Here is an 18,680-nt window from a genome sequence, read left to right as displayed (position 1 = left end):
CGCTCGTTTTTTTATTCGGATATAGCCCGATAGTGATGGGAATATAGCGCCAGCGAACGATAGCCGGCGTGATTACAACTATCGGGGCAAATCGGTAACCACCTTCGGCCACCCTCCCCCTCAAGATGCCACAGTAAAATCTGGGAGGTACGAATTCGAACGGTACGTAAAGTCCAAACTTGGCCCTGCCAACGAATGTCCCCCGGCCCAGAAATCTGCAACCGTCCTACCAAATTGCAGACATCTACTAGACGTTTACCCCACTCATCTATCAACCACCAGGCGATGGCGAAAAAGGCCGGCAGAGGCAGTGTCTGGCGCAACACACAGAGCGCCAATAGAAGCAGCGCGCTGGCATATAACAATGCAAGCGCGCCGATTAATCGGTAGGAGGGTGTTAGGGTAAGATCAGCGAAGCTTGCTGTTGTTGTGGGCGACAATCTTATCGACCATAGCGGCATGAGCCGGGTTTTCACTGCGGCCGTGCTGCATCATCCAAGTAAACAGATCTGGATCATCACACTTCAGGAGGGAGACAAAATCCAGTTGCTCTTGCTCAGAGAGCGAATCGAAACACTCTTCGAAAAACGGCATGATAATGACATCCAACTCCAGCATACCGCGGCGGCATGCCCATTTAACCCGTGCTTTTTCGTCTGCACTCAACATTTTACAACCTCATTACTGATCCAGGGGCAGCCAGATAAAGGCATCAATAAACAACAATGGCCCCGGGCGTTAACAATGCCCACCATACTAGCAGCCTGTCTGGCCAGCGACCATGAGGTAGCACAAACATTGCCTCAAGTTGAGAGCTGGGATCGATTTTGCAAGGCTTGCCCTATTCAGCCAGTGCTGCCCGCAATATCTGACCCGCTTCCTTGGGTATTATGCTGACAAATTCCAGCAGTCGCTTTAACATAGAGAAAATTAATCGCACATCATCTTTCAACGTCTCTCAACTGGAAGTCTTATGAGCAACTGGTCTGAAAACCTCAACTTTGATCGTATCTCCCTATCTTCGGGCGATGCCCTGCCTTCACTCGCTCTTATTGAGCTATCTAACTGGGCACTAGTTACCCTGATCGGTGATGACAAAAAATCATACCTGCACGGTCAGGTAACCTGTGATGTCGTCGGCCTTGCTGCTGACCAAAGCACATTGGCCGGCCACTGCGATGCCAAAGGCAAGCTTCGTACAGTTTTCCGCCTATTCCACCATAATGATGGCTATGGTTTCCTTCAGCGTCGCAGCATCATGGACACCCAGTTACCTGAACTGAAAAAGTACGCCATTTTCTCCAAGGTCGATATCGAGGCCAGCAACGATATCCTGCTGGGTATTGCAGGTAGCGAAGCCGATACGCAGGTCGCACAACTGTTTGGTGGTGAAGGCGATGTCCGTGCTATCGATGGCGGTACTGCAGTGAAGGTCGACAGCCAACGCTGGTTACTCGCACTCAATGCCGAGGCTGCAGGCGTTATTGCCAACAAACTTGCTGATTCTGCCGTCCTGAGCGATGACAGTTTGTGGGATCTGTACGATATCCTTGCGGCGATCCCGCGCGTGGATACGGCAACCGAGCTTGAGTTCATCCCGCAGGCAGTGAACCTGCAGGCGCTGGACGGCATCAGTTTTACCAAAGGTTGCTACACCGGCCAGGAGACAGTAGCCCGTGCTAAGTACCGTGGTATCAACAAGCGTGCAATGTACATCGTCAGCGGCCCTGCAGAAAACAGCCCGCAGGCAGGTGACAGCCTGGAGCGCAGCGTCGGCGAGAACTGGCGAAAAGGCGGTACCATTGTCGCCGGCTACCAGTTTAACGATGGCCAAGCTACCGCGTTGGTGGTTCTGCCAAGCGATCTGGATGAAGGCACGACTTTCCGCCTAGCCGGCACCGAAGGTGTTTGGCAACAGCAAGCCTTGCCATACTCACTGGATGACAGCCAATAAGCTATGAATACCCCGGTTACCCATTACCTGGATAAAGAAGGCGTGGAATACCGCCTTCTTCCCCATAGCCAGCCCGCTAAAACCATTGAGGAAGCGGCCCGCGAACGCGGGGTTGACCCACAGCAGATGGTCAAGTCTATCCTGCTGCGGGATATGGGAGGGTTCCATGTGCTGGCCTGTGTACCAGGCCCGGCCCAAGTTGATCCAAAAAAAGTACGCGCCATGTTCGGCTGCCGCCGGATGACCTGCGCTGATGCCAGCGACGTCGAGAAAGTCACCGGCTTGGTGATAGGCACCGTTGCCCCTATTGGCCTCAAGCGCCCATTACCCGTTATTTTTGATCACCAAATCACCGCCCATACCCTGGTCAATATCAGCAGTGGCGATCGTATGGCGGGCGTCGAGCTAGCTACCGATGATCTGCTGGTACTGTGTGATCCGCTGTTTGCTGATATCTGTCGTTAAACTGGAGAGGCATGAACAATATCAATTGGCGAGGCATTGACCTCAATCTGCTGGTCGCTTTCTCGGCGCTGATGGAAACCCGAAGTGTCACCAAGGCCGCCGCCAAATTGTCTATCGGCCAGTCGGCCATGAGCCACAATTTATCACGGCTGCGTGCCCTACTTGATGACCCTTTGTTCGAGCGCCGCGGCCACCAGATGATCGCCACCGAAAAAGCCATCGAACTCACCCCGGTTGTTGAGCATATCTTGCAACTGGTCACCAGCGAGATCCTACAGCCGGACAAATTCTCTGCTGACGAGTATCAGGGCACCTTCCGGATAGGCCTGACCGACTATGCCGAACTTTTGTTTGCCCCTGCACTGTTCGATGCGATCCGCCAGGCTGCCCCGCACAGCCAACTCAGCTTCTGCAATGTCGATCGCAACAACTACCAGCAGGCTACCGAGAGTCAGAAAATCGATCTGATCATCGGCTCAATGACCAACCTGCCCCATGAATTCGACAGCCAATACCTGTACACCGAAGATCATGTTTGCCTGTTCGACGCCAAGGCAACGGGCCTAACTTCACCCATTGATCTGGCGCGCTATATCCAGACGCCACAAGCCTTGGTGTCCCCTGACGGCAAACTGCAGACCAATGTCGATAGCCAGTTACAGCAACAAGGGTTCCAGCGCCAGATTGCGGTGGGCTCCAGCAGTTTCCTAACCATCCGCCACCTATTGAGCGGACGGGATCTGTTATGCGTTGTTTCTACCCTGATGGCCAAACTCGATGTCTTCCACGATAACCTGAGCCAGTGCCGCCCCCCTGTTGATATCCCTGACTTTGATATCAATATGCTGTGGCTGCGCCGTAACACCAACCACCCTCGCCTAGAGTGGCTACGCCAGTGTGTGGGGGATGCGGTTACCCAGCGGGTCGAAGAGCTACGCAAAGCCAGTTAACGTCCACAAAAAAAGCGCAGATCACTCTGCGCTTTTCCATCCCATCGTCGGTCACTTTTTCGACTCAGGCTCACTGATTTGGTAGAGCTTGTGTTCGTCACACGGCTCCTTACAGCCACATTCCTTATCAACCCCGACATTAGCCAGGCCGCCACAGCTCCCCTGGATCGCTTTCTTACGAAAAACCCAGCCAATCGCCATCGCACCAATGACCAGTAGAAAAATCAGCACTGTCAACAAATAGGTCATAGCTTGAAACCTCCAATCTTGGTCAGTCCCTGCAAGTTGGTATTACCGCTGACTGTCATTCCTATTTTAGCGGGTTTCACGGTTTTCTTGCTGCCGCAGCCACAACCACAAGCTCCTTTCTCTCGTTTGCAAGGCCGTCCCTGATCCGCTGATAGCAGTGGCTCACGAAAGGCTTTCCCGACAAGGACATCTTGAAGCGGTGTCCTATTGGGTACCCGGAATACCTCAAACCCTGCCCCTAGCAAACGAGCTAGCGAGCGCTGGCCAACATTACCAAGCAGTATTGTTTTTACATTGTACGCAGCCAATTGGGCCTGAAGCTGCTTTTTATGCTTGCAACCTACCGCTTTGCGTCCTTGGTTAACTAACTCGGCGATCTGCTGCCCTTGATCGTCAAAAACAACAAAGCTGGCGGCTTTTCCGAAATGTCCCGCAACTTCATGGTTGGGGGTGACAGCAATGGCTACTGACATGATGGCTCCTTTTCCTTATCTGACTGGACCTGAGTGTCCAGTTCTAGCGCCATCCCCTTAACCAGAGCGGTTGCTACTTTGTGCCTTGCCAATGACACGATATTGCCCAACGTCTGGCGGGAAACCCCAAGCTCACGGGCAGCGTCTTGCTGGCTGAGGCCATTAAGGTCAACTAACCGCAATGCTTCGAGCTCATCGGCGGCCAATGGCAGAGCTTCTAGCGCCGACATCGGTACTCCATTGGGCTTAAAACAGCTGTAAGCTGGCCGGCATCGGATCCGGCGCTGGATTTTCGGTCTAGGCATAGCTCACTAATATGTTGATGGCTAAAAAACGTTATTATTGGCATATGCCAATAATAATCTTTGATCCAAAGCAGCTTTCTTGCTGATCAGTCCAGTTATCACAATCAGCATTTTCCTCTATGTAGCACGACGCCTTTCATTTTATTGCTTTCATTTTTGGCGCTTTTTTCACCGCCAAAATCGATGCTTTTTTGCCCAACTCATCAAATAACCGTTCTAAGTCCCTAAAAGTATTTAATTTAATGAATAACATGCACAAAAGCGTGAATAATATTCGCTCTCAATAACTTAATTCAGATCATAAAACAAAAGAATAAAACACCAATTTGGCAGTAACATATAAAAGAAACGTTGAATATATAGTTATTTAACATCCCTATTATGCTGAAGACATCACAAAAGCATCATGCGCATTGTTTTATAATTCAAACCGTCAAAAACAAAAGGAAAGGTTGGCTAACTATGCGGATGTTCAAACGCTACGTGCCCAAGATGATCGCAAAGCACGTAAGTCGTTTATTCAGTGGAAGGATCTACATTGACGGTCGGGGCGGCTATGAGTTCAATAACGGCCAGTTGCTAGTACCAGTGAAGGCACAGCAACGGCATTACCAAACGGTAAGTGAAATCAATCAGGAAATTCGCCGCCTCAAGGACTGCTAATCTCGCAAGCAAAAGAAAAGCCCATCACGGGCTTTTCTTTTATCTACCAGCCAATAAAACGTTATCGACTAATCATCTTCATCGACCAGATCCGTGTAGCTATCGGCATCGAGCAAATCTGCAAATTCCCCTTCGTCTTCCACCTTGAGCTGGAACAACCAGCCATCACCGTAGGGATCACTATTAACTAGCTCTGGCGAGCCTTCTAAATCTTCATTGATAGCGATCACAAAGCCCGATAGTGGTGCGTAGATATCCGAAGCCGCCTTGACCGATTCAGCAACCGCGCAGTCTTCACCTGCTTCAGTCGCCGCATCAATTTCCGGCAAATCAACAAACACCATATCACCCAATAACGACTGGGCATGATCAGTCAGCCCAACGGTAAAGACCCCGTCACCTTCGGGGCGGACCCATTCATGGGTATTGGTATATCTCAACTCAGAGGGAATATCGCTCATAGTAAACTTCCTTATGAAAGCCTGCCTATCGCCACTCTCAATATGGGCCAGCAGTATCAGTGATCGCACGGGAGAGCAAAAGCGAGTATTTGTTATGGCTAACAAGCTGAAAAATAATGCCTGGGCCGGTTACTGCCAGCTCTGTTTTTTCCTGATATTTAATGTAGGAGAAAATAACTAAATTGGATAACAATTTTTTGTCATTTCCTTGAACGAAAGTACAGAGATAAAATTAAGGTTCTGTTTTGAAAGCCTTAACGGGCTAAGCAGACAATATAGCAGGCACAAAAAAACCGCCTGACGACGGTTTTCATTTATAGTCTGCTAACAGATCACCATGGTCAGTAGCGAGCCAACTCCGGCAGCTCACCGCTTAACCCCAAGGCACGGCGCATAAACTCATCCTTCAAGCCCGGCGCCTTGTCGGCAATCAGCATTCCCAGGTCTCGCACCAACTTTTTCGCTGGGTGGCTACCATCAAACAAGTCCCTGAAACCTTGCATCGCCGCAATCATTTTAGCCGCTTCCGCTTTACGCCAGCGCTCGTAATGGCGCAAGTGCCCCTGGCGGCCAATATCTTTCTCAGCCAGCCACAATTGCTTTAGCTCCTGGGCCAAGCTCGCAGCATCCAACAAGCCAAGGTTTACCCCCTGACCTGCCAGCGGATGGATGGTATGCGCTGCATCACCAACAAGTGCCACACGCTCGCGGACAAAGTCACGGGCATATCGCATCTTGAGCGGGAAGGCTTGACGCTCTCCCTCGACCTTGCAAAGGCCAAGGCGATTGTCGAACGCTGTGGTCAAACGCTTGTTGAATTCCTGCTCGGGCAATTCGCACATACGACTGGCTTCTTCCGGCGGCAGTGACCATACAATAGAGCACAGATCCGGCTCAGCCAGAGGCAAGAAGGCCAACGGCCCTTCCGGACGGAAAACCTGACGGGCGGTATCTTGGTGTGCTTCGCTACAGCGGATATTGGCTACCAAAGCACTATGGCCATAATCCCAATGGGTCAGGGGAATATCCAACTGCTGACGAACCCAAGAGTTGGCACCATCAGCCCCTACCACCAGCTTAGCCGTGAGGTTTTTGCCCGACTCCAGGCTCAGCCAGGCTTCGCTCTCGCCAAAGGCAATACTCTGGCAACGCTCCGGCGCCAGCAGGGTTACGTTAGGCAGTTGCTTGACACAATCCATCAATGACAGCTGGATCACCCGGTTTTCAACGATATGGCCCAAATCAGGCTGAGCCAACCGCGCAGCATCGAAGGCAATATTTGCAAAGCTATCCTGCTCCCAGACCTGCATCTTGCTATACGGCGCCATCCGCCGGGCAGCAATCCCCTCCCAAGCGCCAACACGACGTAGGATTCGTTCACTGGCACGGCTCAACGCCGATACGCGGACATCAGGAAGCGGTGCCAACTCAGGCTCAGGCAACTTGCCTTCGATTACTGCCACCCGCAGCTCGGTATCTGCCAAGGCTGCCGCGAGAGTAAGACCGACCATACCGCCGCCGATAATAGCGACATCAACACTTTGCATCATGATTATCTATCTACCTGTCCCATCGCCCGCCTAACCAGCGGGGCTTTTAATACATCTACACAGTCCATCGCCATTAGGCCAAGGTTACGACCAGCAACAAAAGGCATGCTGTCGTTGGCGAACACACCAACCAGTCCAGCAGTCATTCCCACCGTAGCCTCACGATCCGGCTCTCTGCGCTGGCGATAACGACTCAGGGCCCGGGTATGCCCGGCATCACCTGATAGCGCCCACTCCTTGCAGACTTCCTCGGCTAGGCTCATCACATCACGTAAACCAAGGTTGAAACCTTGGCCGGCAATCGGGTGCAGGGTCTGCGCTGCATTGCCAACCACGGCAACCCGGTGCGAGGTCAAACGTTGGGACTGACGCAACAAGAGCGGGTAGGCATGACGCACACCGGTTTGGCTCAAGCGGCCCAAACGCCAACCAAATGCCTGCTGCAAATTTGCAAGGAACTCAGCGTCGCTCCAGCCCATCACTTCATCTTGCACGTCCGGGCGGATGCACCACACCAAGGAGCTCCGCCCCTCAGACATTGGCAGCAAGGCCACCGGCCCATGCGGGGTAAAACGCTCAAACGCCCTCCCTTGATGTGCCTCATCAGTGCTGACATTGGCAATTACCGCCACTTGGTCGAAATCGTGCTCACTGCGGCCTACCCCCAGCATGTCACAGACTGAAGACAAAGCACCGTCTGCTGCCACTACCAAGCGGCTCTGCAATTGCTCACCATTGTCCAGCACCAAGTCCACACCGTTCTGGTGGCGTTCGATCTCGGCGATCCTCGAAGGGCACAGCAGATCAACCTGATCAAGCTTTGCCAGCTTTTGATGGAAGATCCGGCCAGCATCTGCCAGCTCAACCACATACCCCAAGGCATCAACAGCCTGCTCACGGGCATCGAGGTGAACCATCCCCGCATGGCCACGATCGGATACATGGATCTGGGAAATAGCCGTCGCTACAGCTGATAATGCCTGCCAGCAGCCAATACTCTCTAGCAACTGAGCCGAGCCTAATGACAGGGCGATACTGCGTGCATCATAGCCAGGGTGGTGATCCAGCTTCGGCTCCACCGCTTCTACAACAGCAATCTTGAGCTTGCTGCCACCAAGTTTATCCAATGCTATTGCCAAGGTTGCACCGGCCATTGCACCGCCGGCTATCACGACATCGTACTGCTTCACATCCGTCCCTTAACTGTCAATCCTGCACTTAGTGAAGAGTTGGCTTTTCTGCTGCTTCGTCTTCAACATCACCGCGCTGGCTCAGGCCAACCAAACACGTCAACACGCATTCCGGCACATAAGCCACCACATTGTCGAACAGCATTGCCTGCTCTTGCATATCTTCATCTTCATCGATACCCAATTGGGCAATTTCTTCCAAGGCTGCAACGGCTTCCGTCACATCATCAGACAATTGCTTCTTGTCCATGCCCATCAGACCAAGGCCGGAGATAAAATTGGTCACCCACTCGCTCAGGGCCTCTGCGCGGAGCATCAGTTCACTCCCCTCAGCAGGCAACAGCAGGTCCACATCAAACTCCATCTCGGCCAACTCTGCTGCAGTCGAAGTAAACAAAGTCTGGGTCAAACCGCCCAACTCAGCCGACGCGGCATCGAATACCGAGCGAACCACCATTTTTGCGCCATCGGTCAGCGCATCACCTTGGTTGGCATAGTCGCTAACCGGTGCCAGCCATTGCTCTCCGTCAACAGCCATACCACCACAAATCATCCCGCAGAGAAGGCCATGCAACTCCGACGGGGTCACGGCCAAGCCTTGCTCTTTCAGCATTGGCTCCAGGGTTTCGTAGGCTGGAAGTTTTACGTCGCTCATGGGCTGTTCACCTTATTGTCGTGGGTGTAAATCGTCTTTGTGGTATGCTACCACTTAACCAAAAGATCAGTCACTCGGCATTTATAGAGTCTGAGGCTGATGTTTGCCTCAATCTGGTTAATATCTGATTAATTAGACAGATTTAGGTCTAAAGCATGACGGGCCCGCTTGCATGTTGATAGGGCTTTTTCTATATTGGGCCTCCTAGTGCGTATCGCAGCGGAATGCCAAATTGGACGATCTGGCACGGAGCAGATTAAACATTTATGAGTAACCAGGCAGTAGAAATTCAGGTATATGGCCGCACCTTCAAGGTGAATTGCCCAGCAGGCCAGGAAGACGCCCTGCGTGCAGCAGCCGCCGATTTTGATCAGCGCTTGAAAGATCTTTCCGAACGGACCAAGATCACCAACGCCGAACAGCTGCTAATGTTTACCGGTTTGAACATTTGTAACGAGTTGCATAGCGAACGCCAAGAACAACAACGCAATGCTGAAAAACTATCCAATAGAATCAATGAGATGGAAGATTTATTGGAGAAAGCATTGCAATATCAGCCAAAGCGTTGATAATGAATTGACCCTGGGGTGTGCGTCAGCGGATTAACGTCCCCGAGCCGATAAGCAAAAACCCAGGATCAGCTTTGATTAGCTATTGAGCATGCTCGGCCCGTACCGAGAAGCCTACGGTTAATGTTGCTGATCCACCTTGAACATCTGGTTCAAGGGCCACAATTCGCAACGGCACCTTGGGGCATACCTTTTCAGATGAGCCAGCAGCACTTTCCATGCTGAGAGCCATCAACCTTCTTTCCCACAGAACCTATTGTCACTGGACGACCTATGAGATCTGCGGTTCCTGCATCAGCCACCCGGCAACAACTTCGTAAACAAACACGAGAGCGCAGGCGCCAGCTAACTCCTGCTCAGCAGACATTAGCAGCCCGGGATTTACTCGAGCATTGCAAGCAGGCCACCAGCCTCCTTGATGCCCAGCACATTGCCTTATACCTTGCCAATGACGGCGAATTAAATACGATGCCGGTTATCGAGTGGCTGTGGCAACAAGGCAAAGATGTCTACCTGCCGGTCCTGCACCCGTTTTGCAAAGGGCATCTGCTGTTCCTCCACTACACACCTACAACGCGCATGACGACCAACCGTTATGGTATCCAAGAGCCTGCACTGGACATCCGGCTTGTAAAACCTGTCCCAGAGCTGGATGTTATTTGTACCCCCTTAGTCGCGTTTGACAATACCGGCCAGCGCCTTGGTATGGGAGGCGGCTATTACGATCGCACCCTTAGCCTGTGGCACAGTGAGCAACGCGGCCCGCGCCCGGTCGGCTTGGCCCATGATTGCCAACAAGTCGACAGCCTGCCTTTCGAGGCTTGGGATGTGCCGCTACCAGAAATCATCACCCCGTCATACCACTTCCATTGGTAAGTACCCGCTAACCTTATAAGCCAAGCCAATATATCGGTTGATTATCCACCGACCAACGCAAACGTTTGGTTTTTCTGTGCCACATCGCACCACTTAACCCTATGTTATTAATAGAATTGTCTTTTTTCTCCAACTAAGGTTGCGGTTATCGAGCCAGATAGGGACTGACGCCAGACAGTGATTTGGCTATAATCAGCGCTCCGCGCAACGTTTGTCATCACTAGGAGATAAGCATGACACAAGATGAAATGAAAAAAGCTGCTGGCTGGGCTGCTCTAGAATACGTTAAGAAAGGCAGCATTGTCGGTGTCGGTACTGGCTCGACGGTTAATCACTTCATCGATGCTTTGGCTACCCGCAAAGAAGAAATCAAAGGTGCAGTATCAAGCTCTGTCGCTTCAACCGAGCGCCTTGAGAAAATCGGTATCCCAGTATTTGATGCCAACGAAGTGTCTAGCCTTGATATTTATGTTGACGGCGCAGACGAAATCAACGGCGATTACGACATGATCAAAGGCGGTGGCGCAGCCCTGACCCGCGAAAAGATTGTTGCAGCAATTGCCAAACAATTTATCTGTATCGTCGATGACACCAAGCAGGTAGATGTTCTAGGTAAATTCCCATTGCCAGTAGAAGTGATCCCAATGGCTCGCTCTTACATTGGCCGTGAACTGGTGAAACTAGGTGGTGATCCGGAATACCGCGAAGGCTGTGTGACTGACAACGGCAACGTGATCCTTGATGTCCACAACATGGCAATCACCGATCCAAAAGCAATGGAAGACAAAATCAACGCCCTTCCAGGCGTGGTGACCGTTGGCCTATTTGCCCACCGTGGTGCTGACGTACTGCTTGTTGGTAGCCCTGACGGCGTGAAAAAATTCGAAAAGTAATCGCCTAGCCCCTTTTTTGCCTTGGTATACAAGGCAAAAGGCGCTTTATGCGTTACCCACTTTCAAAACGGCATAATATATGCCGTTTTTTATTATCAATCCTGTAATATTCTTACCCATTCTGGTCATTTTTTGGTAACTTAACTGTCAGCATGTAAGCAATACGAATGTGGTGCTCATGGACAGCCCGTACACAGGAAATCTATTCCTTCCTTTTCCTGCCAATGCCCGGCTCCCATGAGCCCCTCAGCCCCCAGCGTTAAGGATGAGTATCAATGGCTAAAGTTTCACTGGAAAAAGACAAAATAAAGATCCTGCTGTTAGAAGGTGTCCACCCTTCTGCAATCGAGGTGCTACAGCAGGCGGGCTACAGCAACATCGAATACCACAAAGGCTCCCTATCCGGTGACGAACTGCTCTCCGCCATTGAAGACGCCCATTTCGTTGGCATCCGCTCCCGTACCCAACTAACTGAAGAAGTCTTCAGCACAGCACAAAAGCTGATTGCCGTTGGCTGTTTCTGTATCGGTACCAACCAAGTTGACTTGGATGCTGCTGCCAAGCGCGGTATCCCAGTGTTCAATGCACCGTTCTCCAATACCCGAAGCGTGGCTGAGCTGGTACTGGGTGAAATCCTGCTGCTATTGCGCGGTATCCCTGAGAAAAATGCCAAAGCGCACCGTGGCGAATGGTTCAAATCCGCTGTTCACTCTTTCGAAGCCCGTGGCAAGCGCTTGGGCATCATTGGTTACGGCCACATCGGTACCCAACTAGGTATCCTGGCTGAAAACCTTGGTATGAAAGTGTACTTCTACGACATCGAAAACAAACTGTCACTGGGCAATGCCACCCAAGTACCATCCATGACCGAGCTACTTAACAAGTGTGATGTGATCAGCCTGCACGTACCGGAAACGCCGGAAACCCAGGATATGATGGGTGCTGAAGAGTTTGCCCGTATGAAGCCTGGCTCTATCTTCATCAATGCCGCCCGCGGTACCGTAGTGGATATTGACTCCCTATGCAGTGCACTGGAAAGCAACCATATTGCCGGCGCCGCTGTCGACGTATTCCCGGTTGAACCGAAAACCAACAGCGACCTGTTCGAAAGCCCGTTGACAAAATACGACAATGTGCTGCTGACGCCGCATATCGGTGGTTCGACCCAAGAAGCCCAGGCCAACATTGGTGTGGAAGTGGCAGGTAAGATGGCGAAATACTCAGACAACGGTTCTACCCTGTCAGCTGTTGGCTTCCCGGAAGTTTCGCTGCCAGAGCACAAAGACTGCTCGCGCTTGCTGCACATTCACGAAAACCGCCCAGGTATCCTTAACCAAATCACCACTATCTTTGCCTCGGAAGGGATCAACATTGCAGCCCAGTACCTGCAAACCGGCCCGGAAATCGGCTACGTAGTTATCGACGTTGAGACCGAGCGCTCGGAGCATGCCCTCACCAAGCTTAAAGCTATCGACGGCACGATCCGCGCCCGTATCCTGCACTAAGCACGAACGACGCCCTATACGACAAAGGAGAGCGAATGCTCTCCTTTGGTTTATGGCTGCGGTTCTGTGGTTCTGTGGTTCTGTAGTTCTGTGGTTCTGTGGTTCTGTGGTTCTGTGGTTCTGTGGGAAGACTCTCCGAACTGTGCTTTGTTACAAGCTGTAATTCAAAAAAACCATTGCTCCCAGCTACCCATACTGAAGCGTAACACCTCTACTTTCCATAGCACCGGCCTAAAGTCCATAGATCCCAAGGGGCGCTCTTACCCCATAGGGCCACAGTACCTTAGTACCATAGCCCCGCTCTGCCCTACTCTTCCAACTTAAACACCACATCTACACGGTCGCGGATGGTAATTTCGGTATCCTGATAGCTCACTGCACTCTCTGGAGCTGCGTCCATCGCCATGCGCATCATCATCGGGCGAGGTTGGCTAGCTTGATAAGAGATCTGCCATACCCCATCCAATGACTCACCGAAACCTTTGGCCAGTGATTCAGCCTTGGCGATAGCATCCTTGATAGCAGCTTGGCGTGCTTGCTCCAAATATTCGTCTTCGTTGCTGACCTTGAGCTCAATGTTATTGATGCGGTTGATACCGTCGCCCAACGCGCTATCTAGGTAGGTATTGAGATTATCCAACTCATTGACCGTCACCGTCACATGGCGGCTGGCACGGTAGCCCTTGAGCTCAGGTTCTTTGTCTTTCGGGTAATGGTATTGTGGCTGGAGGCTGATATTCGCACTTTGGATCTGGTTACGCGCGATACCTTCATCAAGCAAACGGGCAACAAAGGCTGCTACCGCTTTATCCACTGCCTGCTTGGCTTCTTTGGCGGTTGGGCGTATTTCTTCTACTGCCACGGAAAAGACTGCCATATCCGGCTGGGCCGTCACTTCGCCGTTACCCGTTGTCTGCAAATGCGGAACACTGACCGAGGCCGCAGCGATACCACTGGTGCCCATTAAACCCAACCCTAACATCACTGCGATAAGTTGTTTTTTCATCTGTCTTATTCCTATTATCCGAGTCTATTTTTCATGCTTTGTCCTTATGACAACAGGCTGAGATAAAAAATTCCCTGAAATGAGAAATTTTTTGTACATTGTTTTATTGAGGTAGCACCCGGCCTGCATATTGGGTTAATTGCTCAGACAGATCAGACAATACCCCACTCTCCAGAGCCCAGTGATGCCAATACATCCGGCGGGTCAGAAAAATATCGGGGGTTAAGTTCACCAACAACCCCGAGTCCAACTCCTGCTGGATCTGGATCCTTGGGATCAAGCAATAAGCAATGCCTTCTACCGCCATCCTGACAAACGCCTCTGATGAGCGCACCGTATGCTTCATCACGCTGCCAAATGGTAGGTTGAAGTGCTGATGGATAAAGCGCTCATGCATATCATCATGCTGGTCAAACGCCACTCCGGGGGCAGCCAGCAAGGTGTCGCGGTTTACCCCTTGGGCAAAATACTTATCAGCAAAAGACGGGCTGGCAACACAGAGAAAGTCGACTCTACCGAGGTAATCAGCAACACAGCCCGGCATAGGGGTCGATTCCATGCTGATCGCCCCGACTACTTCTCCACCACGAAGTTTATCCAAGGTGCGGGCTTCGTCTTCGATCATTAAATTCAGTTCAATTCGCCGCGAGCGCAACAGTGAGCTCAGCGCAGGCAGCAACCACGTTGCCAAACTATCAGCATTGGTGGCTATAGACACAGATAAGGGCTGGCTGCTGTCATCCGGTGTCAGTTCGGGTAACAACTCTTGTTCAAGTAACCTTACCCTGCGGTACAGCCCCAGCATTTTCTGCCCTGCCGCCGTTGGCCGAGGTGGCTGCTCCCTGACCAGCATTGGCTGGGCCATCAATTTCTCCAGCTGCTTTATCCGCTGTGATACCGCCGATTGGGTAATACACAGATACTCTGCCGCCCGCTCAAACCCCCGCTGTGATATCACCGCATCAAGTGCTTCAATCCACCGGTAATCCAGTCCCCGCATCCTTTTTCACCCCGTTTTATGGCCATGAAACCACTTCATTAGAAAGTCTAATATTACATAAATTTTATTAGTTGTACTTAATGTTAGTGGCAGGAGTATGCTTGCGCCATCACATCCATACTGACCTCCCAGACGCTGGGAGTCGCAATAAAATCAAACAATAAGGTAAGCAGTAAAATGAGCATTTGGGCGTTATTACAAGGATTTGGACTAGGGGCATCGATGATTATTCCAATCGGGGCACAGAACGCCTTTGTACTCAACCAGGGGATCAAGCGTAACCACCACCTTACTACCGCAACGGTCTGCAGCATTCTCGATACCCTATTTATCAGCCTGGGGATCTTTGGTGGTGGTGCGTTGCTATCAAGCAATGAAACCCTGCTGACCAGCGTGACTATCGGCGGCATCCTGTTCCTGACCTTTTACGGTTGCCTGTCCCTAAGCAGCGCCTTGCGCAAGCCATCCGAGCAGGAAAAAAATAAAGAGGTGCTGGCCCGCGGGCGCCGTGCTGTGATCCTTGGTGCATTGGCTGTGACCGTGTTAAACCCCCACATGTACCTCGATACCGTGGTGATCCTGGGCTCTATCGGTGGCCAGTTTGAAGGCAACGACCGTGTCGCGTTTGCTATCGGTACTATCCTAGCTTCGTTCGTCTGGTTCTATACCCTGTCGATGGGGGCAGCAAAATTGGGCCCGACATTATCAAAACCCAAGGTAAAGCGCGGAATTGACCTAGCTGTTGCCGCTATGATGTTCTTCATCGCCATCCATCTGGCACAAGGATTATGGAGCCAATATGCAGCCTGAGAAAATAGAACACATCTACCAATCTAACCTAGAGCTATTCAGCCAAGCCAATGTCAATTACCAGCAGTGGCAGCACGAGCCGATACTTGATTTCGAGGCAGACGAACGGATCGGTAAAGAACTCGGCTGGACAGCCGCCCCGACCAAGAGCCTGTTCATGAAGGTCAAAGGTGGCGGCCATTGCCTGCTGCTGACCCACCGTGACAGTCGGCTCAACAGCAAGTTGGTCAAGCAGGTACTGGGCAAGCGGGTATCGGTCTGTACCCACGAAGAAATGATCGAGGAAATTGGTTGCGCACCGGGCGCAGTGTGCCCCTTCGGCCTGCCAGCCGACATTACCCTATTGGTCGACCCAGTCGTATACAGCTATCAGGATTTGATGTTCACCCCCGGCAAGCCGGACATGACCTTTGCTTTTGCTGCCTCGGATCTTGATAAGCTGCTGGAAGAGCTTCCCAATACAGTGATCCCTCTACCAATGGATTAACTGACAAATACATAGATCATATTATTCTGCTGGATATCATTTCAAAGCCTATCCGCCATGGACGGTCTGGGCTGGCACTCCAGGATTGGAGCTATAGGGATATATTTATGCGACTTTGAAATGATGTTCAGGTGAATAAGCGTTGTCATAAAAAATGGAGCCTTGCGGCTCCATTTTTTTTGATACGGCTCTTACTTCTGTTCGAGAACCTTGTTGAGATGAACATCCATCTGCGGGTACGGGATCCCAATGTTTTCTTTGTCCAACTCTTCCTTGATAGCCTGCATCAAGTCGAAGTAAACCGCCCAGTAGTCTGACGTATTCACCCACGGACGTACCGCGAAGTTCACTGATGAGTCAGCAAGCGCAAGCACACCGACCGTTGGTTCTGGGTCTTTCAGAATACGGTCATCAGCTTCAATAACACGGTTCAATACTGCTTTGGTATGCTTCAGATCGGCATCATATGACACGCCAATCACCAAATCGATACGGCGGGTTTTATGACGCGAATAGTTAGTAATTGGGCCACCGATTACCGACGCGTTCGGTACCACTACCATCTTGTTGTCTGGGGTATTCAAAATAGTCGAGAACACCTGGATGGATTCAACCGAACCTGACACGCCACCAATCTCGACAAAGTCACCTGACTTGAACGGACGGAAGGCAACAATCAACACACCTGCAGCAAAGTTTGACAGCGAACCCTGCAAAGCCAGACCAACAGCCAAACCGGCGGCACCGATTACAGCAACCACAGAGGCTGTCTGTACACCAACCCGGCCCAGTGCAGCAATTAGCACGATGACAAATAGCAGGTAGCGAACCAGCGAGTGCAAGAACTCAACGACCGCTTCATCCATGTCTTTGCGACGCAGCATTTTGGCTACGCCGTTGGCGATGCTCTTGGTAATGATATTACCGATAAATAGGATGACCAATGCAGACAGGATATTTACCCCGTACTGGATCAGCAGTTCCTGGTTGTCGGCAACCCAAGTCCCAGCGTTAAGCACACCTGTTGTTAATTCATTATCCTTAATGGTATCCACCACCGTATCTGCAACACCGGTGACGGTATCCGTTACGGTATCTGCAACACTACTCTCACTCATACCTTTCTCATCCTGCAAATGTTATTTCCTTTCCCGTAAAAAAGGCCACGGGAGCACAAATAATCATAGGCTTAATTATGTTAATTACTTATGCAATCACCACTATAACAGTGATTTATTGATTTTGTTGAGCCTTGGTAGCTCTTTTTCGCGCCGGATAATACTCCTCAGCTCAAAAAACGCCAACAAAAATTTGAGCGAGTTCACAAACAAATGACAGGCAAAAAAAAACCCGCCGAAGCGGGTTTTTTACAAAACTTTAAGCTAAACGTAACTTATAGTACGTCGATAGCGTTAAGGTCTTTGAAAGCTTGCTCAAGACGGTTAACCATACCAACCTGACCAGCACGTAGCCATACGCGTGGATCGTAGTATTTCTTGTTAGGCGCGTCTTCGCCAGTTGGGTTACCGATCTGGCCCTGTAGGAAGTCACGGTTTTCCGCTTCGTACGCACGTACGCCGTCCCAAGTTGCCCACTGAGTATCAGTATCGATGTTCATTTTGATAACACCGTAGCCGATTGACTCTTCGATTTCTTCCTGAGAAGAACCAGAACCACCGTGGAATACGAAGTTCAGAGCGTTATCAGCGATACCGAATTTCTCTGCACAGTATGCCTGAGAGTCACGTAGGATAGTTGGAGTTAGAACAACGTTACCTGGCTTGTATACACCGTGTACGTTACCGAAAGATGCAGCGATAGTGAAACGTGGGCTGATAGCGTTTAGTTTCTCGTAAGCGTAAGCTACGTCTTCTGGAGAAGTGTACAGCTCAGACTGATCCATATCAGTGTTGTCAACGCCGTCTTCTTCACCACCAGTACAACCTAGTTCGATCTCTAGAGTCATACCCATCTTAGCCATACGCTCTAGGTACTTAGCAGAGATTTCGATGTTCTCTTCTAGAGACTCTTCAGAAAGGTCAATCATGTGAGAAGAGAATAGAGGCTTACCAGTTTGTGCGAAGAACTCTTCACCCGCGTCTAGTAGACCGTCGATCCATGGAAGAAGCTTCTTAGCAGCGTGGTCAGTGTGAAGGATTACTGGCACACCGTAAGACTCAGCAACAGCGTGTACGTATTTCGCACCAGCTACAGCACCCATGATCTGAGATTCTTGACCTTCTAGTTTCAGGCCTTTACCAGCGAAGAAAGCAGCACCGCCGTTAGAGAACTGAACAACAACTGGAGCTTTAACTTTAGCAGCAGCTTCTAGTACAGAGTTTACAGAGTCAGTGTTAACAACGTTAACCGCTGGAAGAGCAAATTTGTTTTCTTTTGCTACTTCAAATACTTTCTGTACGTCGTCGCCAGAAATAACACCAGGTTTTACAAAATCGAAGATCTTAGACATAACAATAGTCCTATTAGCCTTGTTGTCTTATATAAATATATAAATCTGTGCAATCGTTTGCGAAGTGGCCATATTCTACAAAAACATGACCTTTTTCACAATCAGATAAAAGGCGGGAGTTCTTTATTGGACGGAACTCCCGCACTCAA

General features: G+C 50.8%; 23 protein-coding genes and 1 other RNA gene. 11 read left to right on the top strand and 13 right to left on the bottom strand.

Annotated elements, in window-relative coordinates:
* Nucleotides 1–11 precede the first annotated feature (11 nt).
* Together C9J01_RS30180 and C9J01_RS25535 are read right to left on the bottom strand one after the other, a co-directional pair.
* Nucleotides 12–461: a protein YgfX gene (locus C9J01_RS30180; RefSeq protein ID WP_419687844.1), complete on the bottom strand. Its 450-nt coding sequence runs from the start codon at nt 459–461 to the stop codon at nt 12–14.
* On the bottom strand, nt 409–669 hold the full coding sequence (locus C9J01_RS25535; RefSeq protein WP_107300912.1) for an FAD assembly factor SdhE: 261 nt from the start codon (nt 667–669) through the stop codon (nt 409–411). The genes C9J01_RS30180 and C9J01_RS25535 overlap by 53 nt, the downstream gene beginning before the upstream one ends.
* A gap of 304 nt (nt 670–973) precedes the next feature.
* On the opposite strand from C9J01_RS25535, the gene ygfZ reads away from it, so the two are divergent.
* From ygfZ to C9J01_RS25520, 3 genes are read left to right on the top strand one after another with little or no spacing between them, the layout of a single operon-like run.
* The gene (ygfZ, locus tag C9J01_RS25530; protein WP_107300911.1) at nt 974–1,954 is read left to right on the top strand and encodes a tRNA-modifying protein YgfZ; all 981 of its coding nucleotides are present in this window, start codon (nt 974–976) and stop codon (nt 1,952–1,954) included.
* A gap of 3 nt (nt 1,955–1,957) precedes the next feature.
* Complete coding sequence (locus tag C9J01_RS25525; protein ID WP_107300910.1) at nt 1,958–2,419, top strand: aminoacyl-tRNA deacylase; 462 nt, start codon at nt 1,958–1,960, stop codon at nt 2,417–2,419.
* 11 nt (nt 2,420–2,430) lie between these two features.
* Complete coding sequence (locus tag C9J01_RS25520; protein WP_107300909.1) at nt 2,431–3,369, top strand: LysR substrate-binding domain-containing protein; 939 nt, start codon at nt 2,431–2,433, stop codon at nt 3,367–3,369.
* Nucleotides 3,370–3,420: 51 nt separating this feature from the next.
* Here the strand turns inward: C9J01_RS25520 and nqrM are convergent, their stop codons facing one another.
* The 3 genes from nqrM to C9J01_RS25505 are packed head-to-tail and all read right to left on the bottom strand — an operon-like array spanning nt 3,421 to nt 4,396.
* Complete coding sequence (gene nqrM / locus C9J01_RS25515) at nt 3,421–3,618, bottom strand: (Na+)-NQR maturation NqrM (RefSeq protein ID WP_107300908.1); 198 nt, start codon at nt 3,616–3,618, stop codon at nt 3,421–3,423.
* Nucleotides 3,615–4,091, bottom strand: coding sequence for a NifB/NifX family molybdenum-iron cluster-binding protein (locus tag C9J01_RS25510; protein WP_107300907.1), 477 nt, complete (start codon nt 4,089–4,091; stop codon nt 3,615–3,617). Before C9J01_RS25510 ends, nqrM begins: the two co-directional genes overlap by 4 nt.
* Nucleotides 4,082–4,396, bottom strand: coding sequence for a DUF134 domain-containing protein (locus C9J01_RS25505; protein ID WP_107300906.1), 315 nt, complete (start codon nt 4,394–4,396; stop codon nt 4,082–4,084). The genes C9J01_RS25510 and C9J01_RS25505 overlap by 10 nt, the downstream gene beginning before the upstream one ends.
* 462 nt (nt 4,397–4,858) lie before the next feature.
* Between C9J01_RS25505 and C9J01_RS25500 the strand changes: the two genes are divergently transcribed.
* Nucleotides 4,859–5,059: a DUF1107 domain-containing protein gene (locus C9J01_RS25500; protein ID WP_107300926.1), complete on the top strand. Its 201-nt coding sequence runs from the start codon at nt 4,859–4,861 to the stop codon at nt 5,057–5,059.
* Between the two features lie 68 nt (nt 5,060–5,127).
* Here C9J01_RS25500 and gcvH read toward each other — a convergent pair whose 3' ends face one another.
* The 4 genes from gcvH to C9J01_RS25480 all read right to left on the bottom strand — a co-directional run bounded on the left by gcvH (nt 5,128) and on the right by C9J01_RS25480 (nt 8,915).
* Nucleotides 5,128–5,511, bottom strand: coding sequence for a glycine cleavage system protein GcvH (gene gcvH, locus C9J01_RS25495; RefSeq protein WP_315902082.1), 384 nt, complete (start codon nt 5,509–5,511; stop codon nt 5,128–5,130).
* Nucleotides 5,512–5,861: 350 nt separating this feature from the next.
* Complete coding sequence (locus C9J01_RS25490) at nt 5,862–7,070, bottom strand: FAD-dependent 2-octaprenylphenol hydroxylase (RefSeq protein ID WP_201797868.1); 1,209 nt, start codon at nt 7,068–7,070, stop codon at nt 5,862–5,864.
* A gap of 2 nt (nt 7,071–7,072) precedes the next feature.
* Nucleotides 7,073–8,260, bottom strand: coding sequence for a 2-octaprenyl-6-methoxyphenyl hydroxylase (gene ubiH / locus C9J01_RS25485; protein ID WP_107300904.1), 1,188 nt, complete (start codon nt 8,258–8,260; stop codon nt 7,073–7,075).
* A gap of 28 nt (nt 8,261–8,288) precedes the next feature.
* Complete coding sequence (locus C9J01_RS25480) at nt 8,289–8,915, bottom strand: UPF0149 family protein (RefSeq protein ID WP_107300903.1); 627 nt, start codon at nt 8,913–8,915, stop codon at nt 8,289–8,291.
* A gap of 266 nt (nt 8,916–9,181) precedes the next feature.
* Between C9J01_RS25480 and zapA the strand changes: the two genes are divergently transcribed.
* From zapA to serA, 5 genes are all read left to right on the top strand, one after another.
* On the top strand, nt 9,182–9,484 hold the full coding sequence (zapA, locus tag C9J01_RS25475) for a cell division protein ZapA (protein WP_107300902.1): 303 nt from the start codon (nt 9,182–9,184) through the stop codon (nt 9,482–9,484).
* A gap of 7 nt (nt 9,485–9,491) precedes the next feature.
* A non-coding RNA gene (gene ssrS, locus C9J01_RS25470) (6S RNA) lies at nt 9,492–9,674 on the top strand.
* A gap of 83 nt (nt 9,675–9,757) precedes the next feature.
* A complete protein-coding gene (locus C9J01_RS25465; RefSeq protein ID WP_107300901.1) occupies nt 9,758–10,360 on the top strand; it encodes a 5-formyltetrahydrofolate cyclo-ligase in 603 nt (200 codons plus the stop codon).
* 233 nt (nt 10,361–10,593) lie between these two features.
* A complete protein-coding gene (rpiA, locus tag C9J01_RS25460; RefSeq protein WP_107300900.1) occupies nt 10,594–11,253 on the top strand; it encodes a ribose-5-phosphate isomerase RpiA in 660 nt (219 codons plus the stop codon).
* A gap of 275 nt (nt 11,254–11,528) precedes the next feature.
* Nucleotides 11,529–12,758: a phosphoglycerate dehydrogenase gene (gene serA / locus C9J01_RS25455; protein WP_107300899.1), complete on the top strand. Its 1,230-nt coding sequence runs from the start codon at nt 11,529–11,531 to the stop codon at nt 12,756–12,758.
* A gap of 307 nt (nt 12,759–13,065) precedes the next feature.
* On the opposite strand, the gene C9J01_RS25450 is transcribed toward serA, so the two are convergent.
* Nucleotides 13,066–13,764, bottom strand: a complete 699-nt coding sequence (locus tag C9J01_RS25450; RefSeq protein WP_107300898.1) for an oxidative stress defense protein — start codon at nt 13,762–13,764, stop codon at nt 13,066–13,068.
* A 103-nt stretch (nt 13,765–13,867) separates the two neighbouring features.
* Entirely contained in the window at nt 13,868–14,764 is an 897-nt protein-coding gene (locus C9J01_RS25445) for a LysR family transcriptional regulator ArgP (RefSeq protein ID WP_107300897.1), read from the bottom strand.
* Nucleotides 14,765–14,941: 177 nt separating this feature from the next.
* Between C9J01_RS25445 and C9J01_RS25440 the strand changes: the two genes are divergently transcribed.
* Nucleotides 14,942–15,574, top strand: coding sequence for a LysE/ArgO family amino acid transporter (locus tag C9J01_RS25440; protein ID WP_107300896.1), 633 nt, complete (start codon nt 14,942–14,944; stop codon nt 15,572–15,574).
* Complete coding sequence (locus tag C9J01_RS25435) at nt 15,564–16,061, top strand: YbaK/EbsC family protein (RefSeq protein ID WP_107300895.1); 498 nt, start codon at nt 15,564–15,566, stop codon at nt 16,059–16,061. The genes C9J01_RS25440 and C9J01_RS25435 overlap by 11 nt, the downstream gene beginning before the upstream one ends.
* Before the next feature lie 191 nt (nt 16,062–16,252).
* Here the strand turns inward: C9J01_RS25435 and mscS are convergent, their stop codons facing one another.
* A complete protein-coding gene (gene mscS / locus C9J01_RS25430) occupies nt 16,253–17,179 on the bottom strand; it encodes a small-conductance mechanosensitive channel MscS (RefSeq protein ID WP_170114934.1) in 927 nt (308 codons plus the stop codon).
* 275 nt (nt 17,180–17,454) lie between these two features.
* Entirely contained in the window at nt 17,455–18,531 is a 1,077-nt protein-coding gene (gene fbaA / locus C9J01_RS25425; protein WP_107300894.1) for a class II fructose-bisphosphate aldolase, read from the bottom strand.
* Nucleotides 18,532–18,680 lie beyond the last annotated feature (149 nt).

It is taken from the genome of Photobacterium rosenbergii, from assembly GCF_003026455.1.
Classification (GTDB): Bacteria; Pseudomonadota; Gammaproteobacteria; order Enterobacterales; family Vibrionaceae; genus Photobacterium; species Photobacterium rosenbergii.
Note: the sequence above shows the minus strand (reverse complement) of the source record. Positions and strands in the feature narration are given on the sequence as shown.